Source organism: Kitasatospora sp. NPDC094016, assembly GCF_040304045.1.
Classification (GTDB): domain Bacteria; phylum Actinomycetota; class Actinomycetes; order Streptomycetales; family Streptomycetaceae; genus Kitasatospora.
The window spans coordinates 164,100-185,088 of sequence record NZ_JBEOUK010000012.1 but is presented as its reverse complement, the minus strand read 5'-3'; the positions used below and the strand labels follow the sequence as shown (position 1 = coordinate 185,088).

Here is a 20,989-nt window from a genome sequence, read left to right as displayed (position 1 = left end):
GGCCCTCACACGGCTCGGACCACGAGAGCGGCATTGTGGCCGCCGAAGCCGAACGAGTTGCTGAGCGCGATCCGCATCCGCTCGTGGTGCTGCGCCCGGTGCGGCACGAAGTTGATGTCGGGGTCGATCGGCTCGTCGCAGTTGACGGTCGGCGGGACGTCACCCGTGCGCAGGACCTGGATCGACGCCACGAGCTCGACCGCTCCGGCGGCACCGATCATGTGCCCGGTCATCGACTTGGTGGAGCTGACCGGGATCCGGGTGACACGATCACCCAGCACCGTGCGCAGGACGGCCGTCTCGGTGGCGTCGTTCAGCAGCGTTCCGGTGCCGTGCGCGTTGACGTAGTCCACGTCCGCCCCCGTGATCCCCGCGTCGCGCAATGCCGCCTCGACGGCGAGGCACGCGCCCCGCCCCTGCGGGTGCGGAGCGGTCCAGTGATGAGCGTCGGAACTCGCTCCGTAACCCGCGAGTTCGGCCAGAGCCGTCGCCCCTCGCCCGTCGGCCACCTCGGCGGCCTCCAGCACCAGCACGGCGGCTCCCTCGCTCATCACGAACCCGTCGCGGTGCGCGTCGAACGGCCGGCACGCCGCGGTCGGGTCGTCGTTGCGCCTGGACAGCGCGCGGGCGTTGCCGCTGCCCGCGAGGTCGACGGCGGTGACGCAGGCGTCGGCGCCGCCGACCAGGACGACGTCGGCCTCCCCGTTGCCGATCATGCGCATCCCCGCGCCCACCGCGTCCGCGCCGCTGGCGCACGCCGTGCTCTGGGCCCGGCTGGGCCCCTGGGTGCCGAGACGCATGCTGATCTCGCAGGCGGCGCTGTCCATGGCGGTGGTGACCTGGGTGAACGGGCTGATGCCCCGCGGCCCCTTGTCGCGCAGGATGTTCGCGGCGCGGTAGATCGACCCGACCGGGCCGTAGCCGCTGCCGATGACCACGGCGACCCGCGGCGCCAGGCGGTCGTCGACGACGAGTCCGGCGTGCTCGCACGCCTCCAGCGCCGCGGCGAGGGCGTACTGCGCGTACGGGTCGGCGCGGCGGCTGACCGCCGGCGGCATGTAGCGGCCGGGTGTGAAGCCGCGCACCTGGCCGCCGATCCGGACTCCGAGACCGGTCACGTCGATCGCGTCCACGGTGGCGATGCCGCTGCGCCCGGCGAGCATCGCCGCCCATGTCTCGCCGACACTGTGGCCGAGCGGCGTCACCGCCCCGTACCCGGTGACCACCACCCGGCGCCGGCGCCGGCTGCGCCCGGCGTCGCCCCGCTCTCCCGCGTTCGTCACTGGGGAACCACCTCGGCGTCGCGGATGCAGGGGAGGATGTCGTCGGGTGCGACGGGCACCATGAGCACGGCGGTGCCTCCCCGGGAGCAGAACCGCCGCGCGGCAAGGATCTCCTCGGTCAGCGCGGCCTTGTCGCGCAGCACTCGACAGTGGATGTCCGGCCCGTCCACCACGGGCGGCGGCGCGCCCGGGCGGGTGAAGGGGTGCCGTTCGGCGTCGAGACCGAGGCGGGCGCGTTGGGCGTCCAGCCAGCCGTAGCCGCCGTTGCACAGCACCACGTACAGCACGCCGCCGTGGGCCGCAGCGGTGACGGCGATGTCCGCGCGGGCCGCGAGGAACGCTCCGTCCCCGATGAACGCGGTGACCTCGTGGTCCGGGGCGGCCCGTTTGACCCCGATGGCCGCGGCCGCTCCGAAGCCCAAGGGGGTCTGCTCCGACGGCACGACGGACCCGCCACCGATGTGGAAGGGGAAGCCGTAGGACCACATGTCCTGCAGCCCGTTCTCCTGGACCAGCACGTGGCGCTCGCCGGCGGTGGCATCGAGCGCGGCGAGCAGCTCGGCGATGCGGATCCCCGGCAGCGTCGCCGCGCGGACCAGCTCCTCCTCCACCTCGAGCGACATGGCCTTACGGGCGACGGCGATCCTGTTCGCCCACACCTCGGTCGCGGCCGCGCGCTCGGCCTCGCCGCCTTCCTCCAGCGCCCGCGACCAACCGAGCACGGCGTGCCGGGCGTCCCCGAGCACCCGCGGGCCCGGGAACTCGGCCGACAGGCCGCCCGGATCCACGTTGACCTGCACCACCGTGACCGGGGGCCACGGTGTTCCGCCTTCGGCGACCGTCTCCTCCAGCCGCCCGGCGAGCGAGACCACCAGGTCGCAGGACGACCACAGTTCGCGGGCGGGGGCCGCGGCGTAGAGGCCCGCCAGGCCGCAGAACAGCGGGTGGTGCTCGTCGACGGCACCCCGGCCGGACGCGGTGGTGAACAGTGCCGCGCCGAGGCGTTCGGCGAAACGCTCGACCACACCGCCGCCGTTGCGGTGCCGCATTCCGCCGCCCACCAGCACCACCGGACGCCGGCTCTCGCGGATCGCCGCCAGGGCCGGTCCCGGTGTCACGGGGACGGATTCGAGGACCAGCGGTTCGGGCGGCGTCGGCCACGCTCCGGTGACGAGGACCTCCGCCGTCCGGACGTCATCGGGCACTTCCAGGTACACGGGTCCGGACGGCGGCCCCACCGCTCGGGTCAGCGCCGTCACCGTCGCGGGGACGACCCGGTCCGGATGCCCCACCCGGTGGGCCCACCGCACGAGCGGCGCTGTCACGGCGACCTGGTCGAGTTCCTGGAACCCGCCGCTGCCCCGGCGGCGTTCGGGCACGCCGGCGGCGAGCACGAGGACGGGCGCACCGGACTCCCGCGCCTCGAGCAGCCCCGTGGCCGCGTGTGTGACAGCCGGGCCCTTGCCCAGTGCGCAGACGGCGAGCCGGCCCGACTGCAGTGCGTAACCGGTCGCCATGTACATCGCGTTGCGCTGGTCACGGCACGGCACGAGGTCCAGGCCGGCGGCGTCGAGGGCGCGCAGCAACTCCAGATCGTCGCCGGGCAATCCGAAGCAGGTGTCCACGCCGTTCGCCACCAGCAGGTCGACGATCGCGGACCACGCGTCGGCGTACCGCTTGCTCACCTGGCTCACCTGGCTCACTCCCCGCTCGCCGTGACGGGGGCAGCCGCCGGGAGGGTCTGCGCCACGGCCTGCGACATGAGCAGCGGTTCGGCGTGCCGCTCGCCGCCGTAGGAGATGTAGTTCGCCCGCATCCCGAATCCGCCGAACGGGCGGTTGCCGTCCTCGGCGTCGAGCAGCGTGTGGTCGACACAGGTCTGGTGACGCTTGGCCAGGACATCCACCGTCTGCGGATCGTTCCCGTAGACCATCGCTCCCAGCGCGCGTTCGCTGAAGTAGGGGTTCGACAGCCGTTCACGCAGCAGCCTCGCGCTGGGGTAGGCCACGACGTTGAACACCGGAGCGAACATCTCTTCGAGGGGGATCTTGTCGTCGAAGCCCCAGAGCAGCACGGTCGGCTCGATCTTGCGGGACGGCAGGTCGATGCGCCCGCCGTGCCGGATGCGACGCGCATGGTGCACCAGGTAGCCCGAGCAGTTCACCAGCGCCGAGTCGTAGAAGATCGGACCGTAGTCGGCGACGGGGTCGCCGTTCTGCCCGAAACGCAGCGAAGCCAGTTCGGCGGACAGCAGGTCGACGAATTCCTCGGTGCGGCCCTTCGGTGTGAACACGACGTCGGGACCGAAGCAGTCCTGGCCCGAGTTGTAGAGCCGGAGCCTCGTGACGTCGTGCACGGCGCGGGTGAGGTCGGCGTCGGGTGCGATCACGAAGGGATTGATGCCGTTACCGAAGAAGAGGAGGAGTTGGTCTTCCGCCAGCCCCTCGCGGACGGTCTCGGCATTGGCGTAATTGCCGGTGAAGACGATGAGGTCCGCTTCGCGTACCGGTCCCGTCACGAACTTGCGCTGACTGAGTTCGGAAAGGCTGATGGGCAGGCCGTGAACCGGCGCCAGCAGGTCGTGCAAGCGCCGCATCTGGCTTTTGATCTCGGAGGACGGCCGAAAGGTGATTCTTTCGCTGTAAAGGGATGCTGTGAGCATGTAGAGCGCGTAGGAATGGAGCGGCATGTTGGAGGGCATGAAGACCGCGACCCGAGGCACGCAGCCGGGCCGGACGCGACGGATCTCCTCCTCCGCTCCGTCCAGGGTGGCGAGGAACGAGCGGATCTCCGCGCCGGTGGTGTGGTGGGGCGAGATCTCGGTGAGGATTCCCCTCACCGCGTCCTCGTGGTCGGCCACATACCGGCGCACTGCGCGCAGCGCGTCGACGCGGTCGGCGAAGGGGATGCGGTAGCCGGTGGTACCGGTGGTACCGGTGGTACCGGTGGTACCGGCGGTCGGGTCGGCGGTCGAAGCGGACGCGGTGACGTCGGCGGTCGCCCTGGGCGATGCGGACAGCGAGCTCATGGCGATCTTCTCCAGAACGGCCCGGTCGGGCTTTCCCGTGTTCGTGAGGGGCAGCGAGGGAAGCACGACGATCTGATCGGGCTGCTCGTAGCGGGCGAACACAGGGCGCAGCAGCCGTTTCCAGTGCGCGGGCTCGTGAGCGTCCGGGTCCGCGATCACGAACACCAGACGGCAGCCCAGACGCGCGTCGGGGAGCGCGACGACCTCCGTCTGTGCGCCGGCCGACTCGGCCAGCTTGGCGAGGTGGTCGGGATAGAGCGTGTGACCGTCACGGTGCGCGGCGTGCTTGCGCCCGACCGGGAAGACGCGGCCGGCGTCGTCGACCAGGCCGATGTCGCCGGTGCGGTGAACGGGGCTCGACACCGGAACGACCTCGCCGTCGGCGCCGAGGTGGCCGGTCATCAGGCCGTCACTGCGGACGACGAGTTCGCCGAGCCGGCCGGGGGGAAGCGGCCTGCCGTGGTCGTCGTGGACTTCGACGACCACACCGGGCAGCGGTGTGCCGCACCCGACCGGATCGGCAGGGGGCGCCAGCGCGATGTTTCCCGCCTCGGTCGCTCCGTAGCCGTCGAGCAGGTGCCGGCCCGTGCGGGCGTGGAACCGGGCCGCCAGGCTGCTTCCCAGCGGCGCGCCGCCCACGCACCAGGCTCGTACCGTCCCCAGCGCGTTCACGAGGGCGGGGCGACGGTCGAGCAGGTTGAGCAGGCTGTAGTAGGTCGACGGGGCCCCGTCGACGATGGAGAGGCCGTGGTCCAGGCCGACCACGAGCGCACGGTCCAGGCGCGTGGTCGATCCGTAGACCACGAGCGTGCCGCCGCCCAGCCACCAGCAGAGGACCAGCGACAGACCGTACTGGTGGGAGTACGGCAGGATCGGCAGGAAGACGTCGTCAGGCCGGTACCCCATGCGTTCCGCACTGAGCGCGAGGTTGTCCAGAATCGAACGGCCGGAGCGGACGATGCCTTTGGGGCTGCCGGTCGTCCCCGACGACCAGGAGATCGCGGCGTCCTGACGCCGTGCCCAGCTCGCGACGTCGGGCACGGCCGCCGAGTCCGAAGCGGGGCGCGCCGCCGCGGTGCGGCCCGCACCGTCGCCGATTTCGAGCACCACGCGCGCCTGGCCGCGGATCTTCGATCGCTGCGACGGGGTGGCTCGATGATCGGCCAGGACCACCGAAGCGTCGAGGTGAATGAGCGCGAGCAGGGTGACGACCCATTCCGGGGAATTGGCCCCGCTCATCATCACCCGTGAACCGGGTTCGACGCCACGGCGTGCAAGAAATTCGGTGGCGGCGAATGCGCGGGCCACGATTTCGTCGGTCTCCCAGATGCGCCCGTCGGGCGAGATCAGTCTCCTGGAAACGGGCAACTTGTGCTCCTCAAAACCAGGTGGTTCACATTGACTGTCCCATGACTGCGGAACGGTGTCGAGTGCTTCGACGAAATTCCGCTACCTGTGCAGGGTGATTGGGTGTGCAGTGACGAAAGAGGCGTATGAGGAGTGGGATATCCTCAATATAAATAATTTCATATGGCTATTGAGGGTGGGGGTGGCCCCGCCACCCCGGCCCTCGCTCCGGACCGGCCCTGGCTCATCCCTGGCCTTCGACGATGGAAGTCAGGCCGTCGAGGAGCGTCTTGAGGCCGAATTCGAAGAGCGCGTCGAGACGCAGGTCGTAGCCGTCCTCGAAGGCTCCGACCACCTTGGTGAAGGCCGGGAAGCGGCCGGATGCCACCAGTTCCTGGAGGGCGGGGGCGCGGCTGTCCATCCACTGGTCCTCCGACTGGCCCGTGGCGGCTTCGGCGTGCGCCTCCATCTCCAGGTGCACCGCCAGGCCCTGGACGTGGCTGTAGAGCAGGACGTGGACGTCGAACAGCGTCGTGGGGTCGAGTCCGTGGCCGTCGAGGGCGCCCAGCACCCATTCGCCGTGGACCATCAGATTGGGCACGATCAGCGGGCGAGTGAGGCAGCCGAGCTGGGCCAGCCACGGGTGCTGCCGGTACAGGCTCCACAGGGTCCGGGCGCCCAGTTCGATGCGGGTACGCCAGTCCTCGGGGGCTTCTGCGGGGTAGGACCTCTCGCCGAACGCGGCGTCGGCCATGCGCAGGACGAGGTCCTCCTTGCTCGGGACGTACCGGTAGGTCGACATCGCCGCGACGCCGAGGCGGGCCGCGACGCCGGGCATGGAGAGCGCCGAGAGGCCTTCGGCGTCGGCGCGGACAACTTCCTCGCCCTGGACGACTGGCAGGTGTGGCTGCGGGACGGCGACGCGGGTTTCGGCATCATGCCCGTACGCGACAACACCGAGCTCAGGATCGCCTTCGGCTTCGAGTCCGCCCCCCTCGCCCACGCCCTCCGCGACGGCGACGCCCTCCGGCAGCTCGTCGTGGACAAGCTCGCGTCGACGCGATGGGAAGGGGCCCGTTTGGCCGAGGCCGCCCGGAAGGCCCCCGACTTCTACTGCGACGCCATGGCCCAGATCCGCATGGACTCGTGGTCGCGGGGCCGGGTGGCCCTGCTCGGAGACGCCGGCTACTGCCCTTCCCCCCTCTCGGGGCAGGGCACCAGCCTGGCTCTCGTGGGCGCCCACGTGCTGGCCGACTGCCTTGCCCGGGCCGCCGGCGACCACCGTGCCGCGTATGCCCGCTACGAGCGGCGGATGCGCCCGTTCGTCACCCTCAACCAGGCCCTGGCCACCGAGAACCCCGGCGGACCCGCCTCGGAGGAATCCGTCGCGCACGCCAAGAACGCACTCGCACTGGACAGCTGAGCCCTGCCCCGGACGGGCACCGAAGCCGACCGGGGAGGGCCTGAAGCGGCGGCGAGACCTGCCCGACGCAGGCGTCGGCCCCCTCTACCAGGAGGGGGCCTCTACTGCTCCTGCGACTTGCACTCTCGTTCTTGACGCCTGCAATGCTTTCGTTGATGCCGTCCGTGCTCACTGGCCGGACGGAGCGTCGCGTACGACGCGGCGAGATGCTGTTCCGAGAGCGACCCCGCTGGGGGCCTCCGTCCGTGCGCAGTCGGACCGGACGGTTTGTTTCGTTTCACCCGGGTGTGCTCGGGACGTGGCCACTCCTCCGGACGGGCGGTGACGCTCCCGAGTTCCCTGCTCTCCGCGGGGCTCTCGCCCTACGCGGCTTCCATGGGGACAGCTCCAGCCTGCGCCTTGCCGGCCGCGGAGGCAACCCCGACAGGGCCTTCGCCGAAGGTGACGACAAGGGGGCACGGTGTCGCCGGGCCGCGCGTAGGCGGGCGGTCGACCGGGCTCGCGCCTTCAGCCGGTGGGGGTGCCGACCTGGTCGCGTTCGAGCGCGGAGCGCAGCCGGCGGAGAGCCTGGGCGGCGGCTGCCGTCGTGGACTGGTCGAGGGCGCCTTCGACCAGCTCGCTCAGGCCCGCGGCGAAGGTCGCCTCGGCAGCGTCGAGGAGCTGTGAACCGTCGTCGGTCAGGGCCAGGAGCGAGGACCGGCGGTCCGCCGGATTGGCCTGGCGGACGACCCAGCCCTGCTTCTCCAGGCGGTCGACGCCCTTGCTGGTCGCGCCGGCTCCGATGGCGAACTCCGCGGCGAGGTCGGCCACCCGGGCCCCCGGGTGCTCGCGCAGGAACCGCAGGAACTCGAACTGCGAGGTCACGATGCCGTGGCGCTCGCGCAGGCGGTCGTTCAGCGCGTTGTACAGGCGCGTCTCGCAGCGGACGAGATCCGCGAAGAATCCTTGGAGGTCGGCGACGCCGCCCGATGTATATTCCATGGCATATAGTGTAGAGGAAGCCATTCCACAGGAGGAACGCAGATGAGCAAGGAACAGCTCGCCAAGATCGACGCGATGCTCCGCCGGCCCCGGCCGGAGGGCCAGCGCTCCGTCGAGGAGCTGCGCGCCGGGTTCAGGGCGCTGATGGACACGATGATCGTGCCGGACGACGTCCGCACCACTCAGGCTGTGCTCGGCGGCCGGCCCGCCCTGCACGTCACACCGGACAGCGGCGCGCGCCCGGGCACGATCCTGTACTTCCACGGCGGCGGCTTCGTCTTCGGCTCTCCCGAGACCGCACTGTCGCTGACCGCGCAACTCGTCTCGAGGACCGGGCTCGACGCGTACTCGGTGGACTACCGGCTGGCCCCCGAGCACCCGTTCCCGGCTGGTCTGGAAGACAACCTGAGCGCCTACCGCGCCCTCCTCGACAGCGGCCTGGACGCGTCCGCCATCGCGTTCGCCGGGGACTCCGCCGGCGGCGGTTACGCGGTCACCACCGCCCTCGCCGCCCGCGACGCGGGCCTGCCGCTGCCCGCCGCGATCGTGGCCTTCTCCCCGGGCCTGGACGCCACCCGGAGCGGGGAGAGCATGACGACCAAGGAGGGCATCGACCCGATCTTCACCCGCGAGGCCGTGATGCACACCGGGGCCATGTACCTCGCCGGCCAGGACCCCGAGCAGCCCCTCCTCAGCCCGGCCCTCTTCGCCGACCTGACCGGCTTCCCCCCGCTCCTCATCCAGGTGGGCGCCAACGAGATCCTCCTCGACGACTCCACCCGCCTCGCCGCCCGCGCCCGCGACGCCGGAGTCGACGTGATCCTCGACATCACCGCCGACGCCCCCCACGTCTTCCAGGCCTTCGCGGGCGGCACCCTCGACGAAGCCGACCACGCACTCGACCGCGCGGCCCTCTTCCTCACCCAGCGCATCCCGACCCCCTGACGTCCCGACCGCACCGGTGTGACGGGGCATCACCCGGAGGCCGCGGCTGTGCGGACCTGCGGCCGGTTGGCGCCCCACCACCCTGGCCGGGTCCGCCGGCGGCCGGAAGGTCTACCGGTTCCAGACCGCCCGGTGACCTCGTCGCCGGCGACATCCGGCGGTCGAGGTCTGTCCGATGAGGTGTTCGGCCGCCGCCGTCACAGGCTCAGCAGCAGGTCCCGGACCGCTGCCGGTTGGGACAGGAACGGGTGGTGGCCGGCGTCGAGCTCGACGACGCTGCCGGCCCGGCGAGCGAACTCGCGCTGCAACTGCGGTGGGGTGCCCCGGTCCTGGGCACAGACGAGGTAGGTCGAGGGCACCTGCTGCCATGCGGCCGCCCGGACCGGCTGCCCGGTCACCTGCACGCTCTGCCGGGCGAGGTGGCCCGCCGCCTGCGCCTGGACCTCGGGGTCGCAGTCCTGGAGGAACGTGTCCACGAGCAGCTCGGAGCGGACCCCGAACGTGCCGGCGTCGGGGTCGACGTCGAGGAACGGGGCGGGGCGGCCGTCCCCGAACTCCGACAGGCTCTGTCCGACCTCGGGCAGGTAGCTGGAGACCAGCAGCAGGTGGCGCACCGCCCCGACTCCAGCGGCGGCTTCCGCGGTGACGACACCGCCGTAGCTGTGGGCGACCACGACGGTCGGCTCGTCGCCGGCCTGCAGCACCCGCCGCACCGCGGCGACGTCCTCGGGCAGGCCCGGACCGCCGACGCCGCCGGGCGGGCCCGCCTCGCCGCAGCTCGGCAGCGCCGGGGCCACGCTCGGAACCCCTCGCTCCTGAAGCAGGCCGGCGGCGCGGTGCCACCACCACGAACCGTCCCGCACGCACGCCCCGTGCACGAACACGACCCTCATCGCCACCTCCGCGTCGACCTCGACCGTCGTCCGACCAACGGTAGACGCGGCCGCCGTTACGGCGGGGAGGCGAAGGGCGCATCGCTGTGGACGGCGTCGCCCCGGATCCAGGGACACTTACCGGGGAAGCGCTGCGATCGAGGATCCGCCACCTCGGGCGCCGCCGGGGAAACGCCGTCACGTCACGTCCCCGGACGTGTCATCGCTGGGCGTCGGTCGGGGCGCGGACGCGTTCGGCGGCTCGTGGGCGAGTCCAGGCGGGTGGGCCAGGTGCCGGTCGTCGCATCCCCTGCGTCGGCGGCAGCATGCCCGCAGCGTCAGGGGAGCTACGCCGCGGGGCGCCGCCGTCGAACCGTGTGTCGGATCGCCGTCGGTGCCAGCCCCACCCCCACGCTCACGACGACCGCCGCCGCGGCCAGCAGAGTGGACCGCCAGGGCCAGGACGCGCCGGTCAGCTCCAGGTGGGCCGAGGGGTACTCGGAGAACTTCGCGGTGGCCAGCGCCGTGCGACGGTCGCTGTTCTCGGCAAGGTCCCGCAGCACCGGATCGAAGCCGAACTCCCCGGACCGCCTTCCTCCGCCGGGCAGTTCGGCGGCGAGCCCGTTGCGGCGGGCCCAGCCGTCCAGCGCGCTGCCGAGGTCGGAGGTGTTCTTGACGCCGGGCACCACGAAGCGATCCGCCCCGTGGGCGCCCCCCTTCGCCGATCGGGTGACGAGGACCAGGCCGTGGCGGGTGGTGACGGTGTCACCGGCGCCGATCACCAGCGTCCGGGTGGCGAAGGAGACTCCGCCGTATCCCTCGAACGCGGCGGCCGCGTCGATCTCCTCGACTCCGTCGACCAGTCCGATGGCCGTGGTGGGGCGCAGCCATGGGAATGCGGCGTTGAAGGCGTACGGGAGATCGCCGAGGGCGAGATGGTTGGCCGGTATCGCGGTCGGTCCGTCCGGAGTCCAGCCGGGGTAGGACAGGCCGGTGCCGATACGGGTCGCCTCCGCTGTGCCGGCCAGTTCCTCGACCAACCGCAGCGCACCCATGGTGCCGGAGGTGACGCCTGCGGTGGTGGTCACCCGCCCGTCCTCGACGTAGCGCAGCCCTCGCTTCCAAGCGACCTTCGGGTAACTGCGTTCCAGGGAGGTGATGTTGGCCCAGAACGACGTGGCGTCGCGGTCGTCGAGCAGACCGGAGGCGGCCAGGAGTTCGGAGCCCGCGCACACCCCGAGGATCCGGGCGCCCTTGTGGTGGCGTTCGACGATCCACCGGCGCAGGCGCTCCTCGCCCGCGCCGGTGGGGTCGGTCACGGCGGGCACGACGACCACGTCGGGTTCCGGCAGAGTGCCGTCCGCCACCTCGGTCAGCGTGTGGTCGGGCAGCAGATGGGCGCCGCCGGACAGCGGGGAGACACGGCGTTCGGCCGCCACCGTGTAGACGAACATGTCCCGAGACTCGGCGAACACCTGGTAGGGCGCGAGTACATCGGTGGCCACGGAGCCCTCGTTGCCTACCGCGACCGCCACCGTGATCCTGCCCTCCGGTACCGGCCGGGCGGCAGGCCACACCCCGGCATCGGATCCGTGAGGGGCGGCGGCGAAGCTGTCGGCCATCGACGCGTTCACCCCCGCGAAGGCGATCCCCGCGAAGGACGCAGTCGCCAGGGCTGTGCCCAGCAGTACCCAGCCGGTGCGGCGCAGCACCCGGTGCCCCTTGCGCGTCTCGGAACTCATCTCAAGCAAGACATACCTCAACAATCCGGGCACGTTTCTGGCAGCACGGTGCCGTCGGCCCTCGTGGAAACGGGAAACGGGAAACGGGAAAGAGGAAGGGAAAGAAGGGGAAGAAGCAGGGGAAACGGCCGGGAAGGAGGCCCCTTCGTCGGGGATGCCAGTCCGTCAGGCAGTCGGCCGCGGTGGTGCGCGCAGCAGCGAGGGCGGCGCTCCGAAGGCGTCGGCGACCACCCGGCGCAGTTGCCGAGCGTCGCGGTATCCGCACCGGAGCGCGACCGCCTCCACCGTCAGGTCGGTATCGGACAGCAGGGTGCGGGCCCGCTCCAGTCGCAGTTGCCGCTGGTAGGCGAACGGGGTGATACCGGCAGCCGTGGTGAAGGCCCGCGTCAGACCGCGCGGGGACAGCCCGGCGATGCCTGCGAGTTCACGCAGGGTGAAGGCGACGTCCAGATGCTGCGCCAGATGGTCCTGCACCCGGTGCACCGCGGGCTGGACATGGTCGCGGTGCCGCAGGAACGGGCTGATCTGTGCCGCGTCCCCGTCCCGCCGCAGGTACAGCACCAGTTCACGCGCGACTCCCGCGGCCAGTTCGGGGCCGTGCTCCCGCTCGACCAGGGACAGTGCGAGATCGATCCCCGACGAGATGCCCGCGCTGGTGCTGATCCGCCCGTCGTGCACGTAGAGCGCGGCCTCACGCACCAGGGCCCGCGGGTACCGGTCGCGCATCGCCGAGGTGAGCGACCAGTGGGTCGTGCACGCCCTGCCGTCCAGCAGCCCCGCCTCCCCCAGAACGACTGCACCGCTGCACACGGACGCCACCCGGGCACCCGCGTCGTGGGCCTCGCGCACCCAGCGCACCACGGCGGGTGCCACCGGCCGGTCTGATCCGGTCAGCCGGGGGCCCGGCACGAGCACCAGATCACCGGCTGCCGCCCGGCTCGTCGACAGCGGTGCCAGCCCCGCCAGCCGCAGGCCTTGCGCGGACCGCAGACCGTCCGCCTCGGAGACGAACTCCAGCCGGTAGCCGCCGCCGAGATGCGCCGCAGCGTCGAACACCTGCACAGGACCACCGAGGTCCAGCAGATTCACCTCGGGCAGCACCAGGACCAGCACCCGCCCGGTACGCCCGTTCGTCTCCTCGCTCACCCCGCCACGGTAGGCCGCCACGAACCGTCCGCACGAGGTCTCCCAGGGACGGGCGGCGGACAGATTCGGCACTGCCGTCCCAGCTGTGGAACGCGATCAGGCGTCGTGAGACGTCGCCTTTCGTGATCGTCAGGCCGCCCACTCCGCAGACAACCACCCACGACCGGCACGAGCACCCCGACACCGGTCACACCAGCCCTACGGCCTGCGGCTTCAAGTCGGCGGAGGCTCACTGCGCCTGCGCCTGCAGCTGCGGTCCGGATACCGCTCGCCGCCCGGGGGACCAGTTCAGCAGCCGGGCCGGGTTCGCGGTGACGGCGGCGTGCAGGACCGACGGGTCGACGTGCGCGGCCGGCCAGGCGAGGCAATCGGCGAACGTCCTGTTGCGTTCGTGGCGGGTCCAGGGCCAGTCGCTGCCCCACAGCAGGCGCTGGTGGCCAGCTTCCTCCAGCACGCGCCGCAGCATGAGGCCCGCCGCGCCGGGGGCGCAGCGGTAGGGCGCGGAGGCCTTGATCCACACGTGGTCGCGCGTAGCCAGGTCCAGTACCGCGCGGTCGGCGCCCTCGGATGCGCCCGGCAGGCCGAGGTGGTCGATCACCACGGGGGACGGCCAGCTACGGAGGGCGGGTGCGATCGCCGTCCACTGTTCGCCCGCCGCGTGCACCTCCAGGTGCTGCCCGCGCTCGGCCAGCAGTACGGCCACCTGCCGCCAGTGCGGACCGGCCAGGTCGGGCACCCGGCGGCCGATCAGGTTGAGGCGGATGCCCGCGACGCCGTCGACGGCGAGCGGGGCGAGCGCGTCCGCTCGGCAGGGCCGGTCGTGGTCCAGCACGATGACGGCGCGGAACCTGGTGGGGTGCCGGGCCAGGCAGCCGAGCAGGAACTCGTTGCGCGACCCCAGGAAGCTCGGCTGGACGAGGATCGCGCCACCGATGCCGTGCCGGTCGAGCAGCGCCAGGTACGTCGCCGGGAGGGCGTCGTAGTCCGGCACGTAGCGGGGGCGGTCGACCCTGGGCAGGCCGCGGTGGAACACGTGGGCGTGGGTGTCCACCGACTCCACCGACTCCACCGACTCCGCCGACTCCGCCGACGCGGCCGATTCGCAGATCACCCGTCGATGGTAGGTCCGGGGTCTCTGGACCGGGGGTCTCTGGACGTTCACCTGACCGACTGTCATATTGGCCTGCGTGTTCGACGACGTACTGACGTGCTCACGTTCAGGGCGGCCGGTGCCGCGGAGGCGCTGCCGCCGCGCCGCGCCGGTCGTCGGCTTCCGCCACCGCACCGACTGCTACCGCATCGACCTCGGGTAAGGAGCGAGCATGCGTCAGTGGTACCGCTCGGCAACGCCCGCGGGCCGACGGGCGTTCTGGGCCACCTTCGGCGGCTGGGCGCTGGAAGGGGCCGACGCGCAGATCTACGGCCTGGTGCTGCCGACCCTCACCGCGCTGTGGCATCTCACCAGCGGCCAGGGCGGGTTGGCCTCCTCGGTCACCCTGGTCTGCACCGCGCTCGGCGGCTGGCTGGCCGGGGCGGCCTCCGACCGGTGGGACCGGGTGGCCGTCCTGCGCTTCACCATCGCCTGGTACGCGGTGGCGACCGCGCTCGTCGGCTTCGCCGACGGCTTCGAATCCCTGCTGGCCTTCCGCTGCCTGCAGGGGATCGGCTTCGGCGGTGAGTGGGCCGCGGGCGCGGTGCTGATCAGCGAGTACGTGACCACGCGGTACCGGGGCAGGGCCCTCGGGGCGGTGCAGAGCGGCTGGGCCGTGGGCTGGGCCCTCACCCTCGCCGCCTACTCGGTGCTGGTCGCCGTCCTGCCGCAGGCCTGGGCGTGGCGGGCGATGTTCTGGCTGGGCGTGCTGCCCGCCCTGCTGGTGCTCGCCCTCCGCCGGGGGATCGCCGACCCCACGGCCGACCAGCGGCGGCGGGAGAAGGCGTCGCCGACGGAGATCTTCCGCCCCGGCCTGCTGAGGGTCACCGTGTTCGGCGCGCTGCTCGGGCTCGGCAGCCACGGCGGCTACTACGCCCTCACCACCTTCCTGCCCACCTACCTCCACACCACCCGGCACCTGTCGGTGATGGGCGGCAGCGGGCACCTCGCGGTCTTCATCGCCGGCTCGTTCCTCGGCTACCTCGCCTCCGGGTGGCTCTCCGACCGGATCGGCCGCCGCCGCAACGTCGTCCTCTTCGCCCTGGGCTGTCTCGTGACCCTCGTTCCCTACCTGCTGCTGCCACTCGGCGATCTCGGCACCCTCGTCGCGGGCGCGCCGCTCGGGTTCTGCTCGGCCGGCATCCCCGGCGGACTGGGCGCACTGTTCGCGGAGCTGTACCCCACCCGCGTCCGGGGTACCGGGCAGGGCTTCTGCTACAACCTGGGCCGCATCGTCAGCGCCGCCTTCCCCGCCCTCGTCGGCTACCTCTCCGGGCGCCTCGGACTCGCGGCGAGCATCGCCCTCTTCGCGGGGCTCGCCTACGTGCTGGCCGCCATCGCCGCCATCTGCCTCCCCGAGACCCGAGACCGCGAACTGCCCCACGACCCGGCCCCCGCCGCCCGTCCGGAGCGCATCGTCGGCTGACTGCCGTGGTGTGCGGCACCGCGAACCGGGGCGATGTCCGTCATGGGTCACGCGGGTGACGCGGTGACCTTGGCGACGAAGGCGGCGACGTTGGCCATGGTGCGCCGGATCTTCTCCTCGACGGTGAGCGACTCGTGCAGCCGGGTGCCGGTCTCCCGCCTGCCGCGCACGTAGAGCGAGCAGGCGAGGTCGCTGCACATGTAGGCGCCGACGGAGTTGCCCTGCTTGCCCGCCTTCCCGGCCAGTGGCGCGACCAGCAGCGAGACGCCTCCGGTGTGGGTGGTCACGCAGAGCGAACAGATACTGCGCCGGGCCTGCCAGGAGGCGGCACCGGAGGAGCGCAGCGCGACCGCCACCACGCGGCCGTCGAACTCGGCCGCGAGATAGGCGCGATCGGGTGCCTGCGGGTCGCGCCACCCGAGGAAGTCCAGGTCGTCCCAGGGCTGTTCGGCCAGGTCGCGGGGGATGTGCAGTCGCTTCGCCTCGCCCTTGCTGCAGTTCAGGAAGGCGGTACGGATCTCTTGCTCGGTCAACGGCTTCATAGAGGCCAACGTAAATTACCTAGGACTATTAGGCAAATGTATAATGGCCTCAGTCGATCGGAGGGAAGGCCATGGCGCGCGTAGGACTGAACGCGGAACGACTCACCCGGGCGGGAGCGGAACTGGCCGACGAGGTCGGCTTCGACAAGGTCACGGTCTCGGCGCTGGCACGACACTTCGGCGTCAAGGACGCGAGCCTGTACTCGCACGTCAAGAACTCCCAGGACCTCAAGACCAGGATCGCCCTGCTCGCACTCGAGGAACTCGCCGACCGGGTCGCCGCCGCCCTGGCCGGCCGCGCCGGCAAGGACGCCCTGGCCGCCTTCGCCAACGCCTACCGCGACTACGCCCGCGAACACCCCGGTCGCTACGCCGCCGCGCAGCTCGAACTCGACCCCGAGACCGCGCGCGCCAGCGCCGGCGTCCGGCACTCGCAGATGACGCGCGCGATCCTGCGCGGCTACGACCTCGCGGAACCCGACGAGACCGACGCCGTACGGCTGCTCGGCAGCACCTTCCACGGCTACGTGGCCCTGGAACGGGCCGGGAGCTTCCAGCACACCCCGCGCGGCACGGAGGACACCTGGGCGCGCATCCTCGACGCCCTCGACGCACTGCTGCGCAACTGGCCGGCGGCCTGACCGCCCGCTCGCCGCGATCGTAAACGAGCGGCCCCCGCGGGCCGACACGCCGACCGGCGCAACCCGACCTCACGGTCCGCAGTTGTCGTCTGATGGAACCGAACAACGAGGGCGGGCGAGTGCTGTGAAGCGGCGGGAGGAAGGTTGTCCGTGAACGTCGTGTTGAGCGAGGTGGCGCCGCTTGCCCTGGCCATCGCGTTGTCGCCGTTGCCGATCGTGCCGGCGCTCCTCCTGCTGTTCACTCCCCGGCCCAGGGCCACGGCCGGGGCCTTCCTGGCCGGGTGGGCGGCCGGAATCCTCGTGGCGGCGTCCGCGTTCACGGCACTCGCGGCCGTCATCGAGACCCGCGAGGAGACCCCCACCTGGGCGTCCTGGACCAAGGTCGTCCTCGGCTCGGTCCTCGTCCTGTTCGCCGGGCGGCAGTGGCACTCCGGCGGCAGGAAGGGGACCCCGGCCTGGATGCGGAGCCTCACGGATGCCACGCCGGCCAAGGCCCTGCGGCTGGGTCTCCTGCTGTCGGGGGCCAACCCGAAGACCATCCTGCTGTCCACGGCGGCAGGGCTGACCATCGGCTCCGCCGAACTGGGCCCGCCCCGCACGGTCGTCGCCGTGGCGGTCTTCACCGCGCTCGCCGTCTCCACCGTCGTGCTCCCGCTGCTGCTCCACCTCGCGCGGGGGGAGCGTGTCCTCACTCCGCTGGGCAGGGCCAGGAGCTGGTTGGAGACCCATAACAGCACCGTCACCGCTCTGGTCCTCGCCGTGATCGGGGTGCTCCTCGTCATCGAGGGTGCCGGCGGGCTGTGACCGGCGTGAGGGCCGCCTCCGCGGCGGAGCCCGCCGCACCGCACCGATCGCCTGCGCGGACATCCCCGGGATGACCGGTTTCAACTGGACGGATGGGGCCGCGGGTGGCGGCCCCCGCGGCCGGTCAGCTGTCCGGGACGACGGCGACCGGGCAGCGGACGTGGTGGATCGCGGCGTGCGCCACCGGGCCGAGGTGGGTGCCGAGAGGCATCCGCCGGACGTGGCGGCCGAGGACGACCAGCCGGGCCGTCTCCGACGCTTCCACCAGGACGATGGCGGCGCTGCCCCGGACGAGCTCGGACGTCACGGTCACCTGGGGGTAGCGGGCCAGCCAGAGGGCCAGGACGTCGGCGAACCGCTTCCGCTCGGAGGCGGACAGCTCCTTCTCCAGCCCTCCGATGGCGTCGAACGCCATGTACTCGCTGCCGGCCGGCGGCGCCCAGACGTGGACGATCCGCAGGGGTGCCGAGCGGTGGGCGGCCGCCTCGAAGGCGAACGCGAGGACGTCGTCCGGCGGATGTGCGAGGTCGACGCCGGCCAGGACGGGGTCGGTGGCGGCGCCCCGCTCGCCCTCGCCGGCCCGGACCAGCACCACCGGGCAGGTGGCCCGGCGCAGCACCTCCTGGCTGACCGAGCCGACCAGGAAGCCGCGCACGGGCCCCAGCCCGCGGGAGCCGAGCACGAGCACGGCGGCGGTCCGGGCGGCGGTCTCCAGCGCCTTGGCCGGGTCGTCGGGGACCTGGCGGGAGGAGACCTGGAGGCCGGCGTGCGTGGCGCGCAGTTCCGCCTCGCGGGCGGCCAGGGCGTCCCGGCTGCGGTTGTACACCTCGTCGGTGCCGACCGAGTCCCGCTTGGGCCAGGGCCAGGCCTGGAGGAGTTCGAGGGCGAGCCCGCGGCGCAGCGCCTCCCGGGCGGCCCACGCGGTGGCGGCGAGGCTCTCCGGCGAACCGTCGAAACCCGCGACGACGGGACCGTTCACGGCGGCGGGACCGTTCACGGCGACCTCCCAGGGGTCGGGCCCGGGCCGGGCAGGCCCGCAGCGAGTCGAGGGCGGCGGCGACCGTTCCGACCGCCCGCCGGAAGGGGCGGTCGAGCCGGACGCCGCGACCGTGGTCCATGCCGCGTCCCGCAGGCCGTACGTGGCCCGGGCACCCCGGCCAGTATCGGCGGGAGCCGCTGCCGGCGCCTCCCGGCGCCTCCCGGCGCGGGCCGCGCCCCGGGCGGTCCGGCCCCGGCTCGGCGGATCGGCCTGGGGAACGTGGCTGGTCGGAGCGCCGGTCAGGCGCGCGGGGCGGGGTGCAGGACGGCGAACAGGCCCCGTGCGCGCGTGCCGTCGGGCAGCTGCCAGACGCCGCCGAGGTGGCCGGCGGTCTCCGGGGCCGGGAGGGCCGCGGCGGCGGTGGGGTGCAGCACCCGGTGCAGGCGCAGGGTCGCGCCCCGGGGTGCCGACAGCGCGGTGCCCTCCTGGTCGTCGGCGGCGGCGGTGGGGCTCAGGGGGGTGTCGCCGCGGTAGGAGCGGGTGACTTCCAGGTCGGGGGTGTCGCTGATGTTCTGGTCCTGGGCTTGGACCCGGCCCTCGACCAGCGCCGACAACTGGGCGACCAGCACCGGGTCGTGGCAGCCGTCGTAGGCCCAGCGCCGCCCCAGCTCGCCGTGCTCCATGGTGCCGACGAGCGCGTGCTCCGCCCCGTCGAGCGGGGCGCCGCGGTAGGTGAGCGGGACGAAGTAGGTGGCGGGGGCGGGGCTTGAGGTGTCGGTGACCACCATGAACTCGATCCCGACCTCGCCCTGCGGGTCGTCCAGCCGGAAGCCGCCGGCCTTGGCCAGGTCCGGGGCGCCCGCGCCGCCGCGGTACCAGGGGCGGGAGGGGAGCCAGGAGGCGAGCAGCTCCAGCTTGCTCGGCTGGAGGGTGGTGTGGTGGATGACGGACATGCCGGGGGTTCTCCTCCGTTGTACGGGTGCGACGGTCATACCCTCCCACCCGTACGGGACTGACGGGCAAGCAGGTTCTGCCTCGACGTTCGTTGCCGTTCCGGCCTGGCCCTGCTCCTGGCCCAACTCGCCTTCCTGTCCTGCGTCGTCCACCGGCGGGCCTGCCGCCCGGCACCCGCGCGGCCGTCGGGCGGTAGGGCGTACCGGCACCAACTCGCCAGTCTGGCTGGAAAGATGGTTCCGGGTCGGCCGAACTTGCGATCTTTCGGACAAGCAGGCGATCAAGGTCTTGATCTGCTGCGGGGTCACCCTTAGATTGCAGTGCAATGTCACACTGAACCGACCGACACGGCGTGCCTGGGGGACCGGTGCCGGACACTGCACAGCAAGTACCGCACCAGACCGTCGACAAGCTGCCCCGGGTGTTCTACCGGCTGGCACTGGGCGACGCCCTGTCCACGTACGGGAGCCAGCTCGACCTGGTGGCGCTCAGCCTGTTCGCCTACGAGGCGGCCGGGAACGCGCTCGGCACGGCCGGGTACCTGATCATCCGACTGGCCGGCGGCCTCGTCGGCGGGCTGGTCTCCGGGCGCCTGGTGGCCCGGACCGACCGGCGGCGGCTGATGACGGGCTGCGCGCTGGCCCAGGCGCTGGCCCTGGTCGTGGTGGCGCTCGCGCCCGTCCCCGCGCGCATCCCGGTGCTCTACTCGCTCGCGCTGGTCTTCGGCGGCGCGGCCGCGGTGTGCGCCGTCGCGCTGCGGACCAGCATCCCGGAGATGGTCGGATCCGAACGCAGGGCCCGTGCCAACAGCCTGATGGCCAGCTGCCGTTCGGCCGCCATGGTGCTCGGCTTCGCCTCCGCCGGCGTGGTGGTGGCCTGGGCCGGGTTCCGCGCGGCGCTGCTCATCGACGCGTCCAGCTTCCTGGTGTTCGCGGCGGTGGTGCTCCGGCTGCCGCTGCGCACCCGGGCCGAGCCCGCCGAGCAGCCCGCCACGGAAGCTGTCGATGCCACCGATGCCACCGATGCCACCGATGCCGCCGGGCCCGCCGGAGGGACGAAACGGCTCGGGAGCCGGTGGCAGGCGCTGATCGTCCTGCGGGCCGCCCCGGTGGTCGGGGCGATGGCGGCGATCCGGCTGCTGGACGCCTTCGGCTCGGCCGCGCACAACATCAGCCTGCCGGTCTTCGCCAACCAGCACTCTCCCGGCAACCCGGCCGCACTGCTGGGCATGTTCTGGGCCACCTGGGCGGTCGGCAACCTCGGCGCCCAGCAACTGGTCTCCCGGCTCCTGCTGCGCCGGGGCATCGAACCGGGCGAGCGCGCCTTCGCCCTGGGCACCTGTCTGATGTCCGGCTGTTTCATCCTGGTCTTCACCGGGCTGCCGACCCCGCTGTTCCTGCTGGCGGCGATCGGCGCCGGGCTCGGCGACGGCTTCACCGAGATCTCGTACACCACCCGGATCCAGGCCCTCGCCGACGAACGGCGCGGCCAGGCCTTCGGGTTGCTGACCTCCGCCGAGAACGTCGGCATGGGCACCGGGATGCTGCTGAGCGGATCGCTGCTGGCGCTGCTCAGCCCGCTGACCGTGGTCGGCGTCTCGCACGCCGTCCCGATCGTGCTGGCACTCGGCTTCCTGGTCGTGGTCGCCCGCTCCCGCAAACGCTGACCCCCACCCCGACGCACCCGCCCCGACACAAGCACCGCGCCACCGGATCCGCCGGCGCCA

General features: G+C 72.5%; 18 protein-coding genes. 6 read left to right on the top strand and 12 right to left on the bottom strand.

Annotated features, from left to right (window positions below):
* Positions 1-5: 5 nt before the first annotated feature.
* From fabF to ABT015_RS14700, 4 genes are all read right to left on the bottom strand, one after another.
* The gene (gene fabF, locus ABT015_RS14715) at positions 6-1,283 is read right to left on the bottom strand and encodes a beta-ketoacyl-ACP synthase II (RefSeq protein ID WP_350879348.1); all 1,278 of its coding nucleotides are present in this window, start codon (positions 1,281-1,283) and stop codon (positions 6-8) included.
* Positions 1,280-2,968: a thiamine pyrophosphate-binding protein gene (locus tag ABT015_RS14710; protein ID WP_350879347.1), complete on the bottom strand. Its 1,689-nt coding sequence runs from the start codon at positions 2,966-2,968 to the stop codon at positions 1,280-1,282. Before ABT015_RS14710 ends, fabF begins: the two co-directional genes overlap by 4 nt.
* Positions 2,969-2,982: 14 nt before the next feature.
* On the bottom strand, positions 2,983-5,679 hold the full coding sequence (locus tag ABT015_RS14705) for an aldehyde dehydrogenase family protein (protein ID WP_350879346.1): 2,697 nt from the start codon (positions 5,677-5,679) through the stop codon (positions 2,983-2,985).
* Positions 5,680-5,902: 223 nt separating this feature from the next.
* Positions 5,903-6,496 carry a TetR/AcrR family transcriptional regulator gene (locus ABT015_RS14700; RefSeq protein ID WP_502897317.1) on the bottom strand — a complete coding sequence of 198 codons (594 nt, stop codon included), beginning with the start codon at positions 6,494-6,496 and terminating at the stop codon, positions 5,903-5,905.
* Between the two features lie 63 nt (positions 6,497-6,559).
* Between ABT015_RS14700 and ABT015_RS14695 the strand changes: the two genes are divergently transcribed.
* Positions 6,560-7,081 carry an FAD-dependent monooxygenase gene (locus ABT015_RS14695; protein ID WP_350879344.1) on the top strand — a complete coding sequence of 174 codons (522 nt, stop codon included), beginning with the start codon at positions 6,560-6,562 and terminating at the stop codon, positions 7,079-7,081.
* Positions 7,082-7,588: 507 nt separating this feature from the next.
* Here the strand turns inward: ABT015_RS14695 and ABT015_RS14690 are convergent.
* The gene (locus ABT015_RS14690) at positions 7,589-8,062 is read right to left on the bottom strand and encodes a MarR family winged helix-turn-helix transcriptional regulator (RefSeq protein WP_350879343.1); all 474 of its coding nucleotides are present in this window, start codon (positions 8,060-8,062) and stop codon (positions 7,589-7,591) included.
* Between the two features lie 42 nt (positions 8,063-8,104).
* Here ABT015_RS14690 and ABT015_RS14685 point away from each other — a divergent pair, with 42 nt between their 5' ends.
* Positions 8,105-9,007 carry an alpha/beta hydrolase gene (locus ABT015_RS14685; RefSeq protein ID WP_350879342.1) on the top strand — a complete coding sequence of 301 codons (903 nt, stop codon included), beginning with the start codon at positions 8,105-8,107 and terminating at the stop codon, positions 9,005-9,007.
* 197 nt (positions 9,008-9,204) lie between these two features.
* Here ABT015_RS14685 and ABT015_RS14680 read toward each other — a convergent pair whose 3' ends face one another.
* From ABT015_RS14680 to ABT015_RS14665, 4 genes are all read right to left on the bottom strand, one after another.
* Entirely contained in the window at positions 9,205-9,900 is a 696-nt protein-coding gene (locus ABT015_RS14680) for an alpha/beta hydrolase (protein ID WP_350879340.1), read from the bottom strand.
* A gap of 326 nt (positions 9,901-10,226) precedes the next feature.
* A complete protein-coding gene (locus ABT015_RS14675) occupies positions 10,227-11,621 on the bottom strand; it encodes a DJ-1/PfpI family protein (protein WP_350879338.1) in 1,395 nt (464 codons plus the stop codon).
* Positions 11,622-11,786: 165 nt separating this feature from the next.
* On the bottom strand, positions 11,787-12,767 hold the full coding sequence (locus ABT015_RS14670; RefSeq protein WP_350879336.1) for a GlxA family transcriptional regulator: 981 nt from the start codon (positions 12,765-12,767) through the stop codon (positions 11,787-11,789).
* A 229-nt stretch (positions 12,768-12,996) separates the two neighbouring features.
* Positions 12,997-13,878, bottom strand: coding sequence for an amidohydrolase family protein (locus ABT015_RS14665; RefSeq protein WP_350879335.1), 882 nt, complete (start codon positions 13,876-13,878; stop codon positions 12,997-12,999).
* Positions 13,879-14,089: 211 nt separating this feature from the next.
* Between ABT015_RS14665 and ABT015_RS14660 the strand changes: the two genes are divergently transcribed.
* A complete protein-coding gene (locus tag ABT015_RS14660; protein WP_350879334.1) occupies positions 14,090-15,343 on the top strand; it encodes an MFS transporter in 1,254 nt (417 codons plus the stop codon).
* Between the two features lie 47 nt (positions 15,344-15,390).
* Here the strand turns inward: ABT015_RS14660 and ABT015_RS14655 are convergent, their stop codons facing one another.
* Entirely contained in the window at positions 15,391-15,885 is a 495-nt protein-coding gene (locus ABT015_RS14655) for an FBP domain-containing protein (RefSeq protein WP_350879333.1), read from the bottom strand.
* A gap of 71 nt (positions 15,886-15,956) precedes the next feature.
* On the opposite strand from ABT015_RS14655, the gene ABT015_RS14650 reads away from it, so the two are divergent.
* Entirely contained in the window at positions 15,957-16,526 is a 570-nt protein-coding gene (locus tag ABT015_RS14650) for a TetR/AcrR family transcriptional regulator (RefSeq protein WP_063351909.1), read from the top strand.
* A gap of 150 nt (positions 16,527-16,676) precedes the next feature.
* Positions 16,677-17,330 (top strand): GAP family protein, encoded by a 654-nt coding sequence (locus tag ABT015_RS14645; RefSeq protein WP_350879332.1) that lies wholly within the window; start codon positions 16,677-16,679, stop codon positions 17,328-17,330.
* Between the two features lie 124 nt (positions 17,331-17,454).
* Here ABT015_RS14645 and ABT015_RS14640 read toward each other — a convergent pair whose 3' ends face one another.
* Positions 17,455-18,327 carry a universal stress protein gene (locus tag ABT015_RS14640; RefSeq protein WP_350879330.1) on the bottom strand — a complete coding sequence of 291 codons (873 nt, stop codon included), beginning with the start codon at positions 18,325-18,327 and terminating at the stop codon, positions 17,455-17,457.
* Between the two features lie 281 nt (positions 18,328-18,608).
* On the bottom strand, positions 18,609-19,262 hold the full coding sequence (locus ABT015_RS14635; protein WP_350879329.1) for a maltokinase N-terminal cap-like domain-containing protein: 654 nt from the start codon (positions 19,260-19,262) through the stop codon (positions 18,609-18,611).
* A gap of 368 nt (positions 19,263-19,630) precedes the next feature.
* Between ABT015_RS14635 and ABT015_RS14630 the strand changes: the two genes are divergently transcribed.
* Entirely contained in the window at positions 19,631-20,929 is a 1,299-nt protein-coding gene (locus ABT015_RS14630; RefSeq protein WP_350879328.1) for an MFS transporter, read from the top strand.
* Positions 20,930-20,989: the final 60 nt, after the last annotated feature.

What these genes read in the sequence shown, in the direction of transcription:
- ABT015_RS14700 (WP_502897317.1), bottom strand. Translation starts at nt 6,496, where the DNA reads ATGCCCGGCGTCGCGGCCCGCCTCGGCGTCGCGGCGATGTCGACCTAC.
- ABT015_RS14690 (WP_350879343.1), bottom strand. Translation starts at nt 8,062, where the DNA reads ATGGAATATACATCGGGCGGCGTCGCCGACCTCCAAGGATTCTTCGCG.
- ABT015_RS14685 (WP_350879342.1), top strand. Translation starts at nt 8,105, where the DNA reads ATGAGCAAGGAACAGCTCGCCAAGATCGACGCGATGCTCCGCCGGCCC.
- ABT015_RS14680 (WP_350879340.1), bottom strand. Translation starts at nt 9,900, where the DNA reads ATGAGGGTCGTGTTCGTGCACGGGGCGTGCGTGCGGGACGGTTCGTGG.
- ABT015_RS14675 (WP_350879338.1), bottom strand. Translation starts at nt 11,621, where the DNA reads ATGAGTTCCGAGACGCGCAAGGGGCACCGGGTGCTGCGCCGCACCGGC.
- ABT015_RS14660 (WP_350879334.1), top strand. Translation starts at nt 14,090, where the DNA reads ATGCGTCAGTGGTACCGCTCGGCAACGCCCGCGGGCCGACGGGCGTTC.
- ABT015_RS14655 (WP_350879333.1), bottom strand. Translation starts at nt 15,885, where the DNA reads ATGAAGCCGTTGACCGAGCAAGAGATCCGTACCGCCTTCCTGAACTGC.
- ABT015_RS14650 (WP_063351909.1), top strand. Translation starts at nt 15,957, where the DNA reads ATGGCGCGCGTAGGACTGAACGCGGAACGACTCACCCGGGCGGGAGCG.
- ABT015_RS14635 (WP_350879329.1), bottom strand. Translation starts at nt 19,262, where the DNA reads ATGTCCGTCATCCACCACACCACCCTCCAGCCGAGCAAGCTGGAGCTG.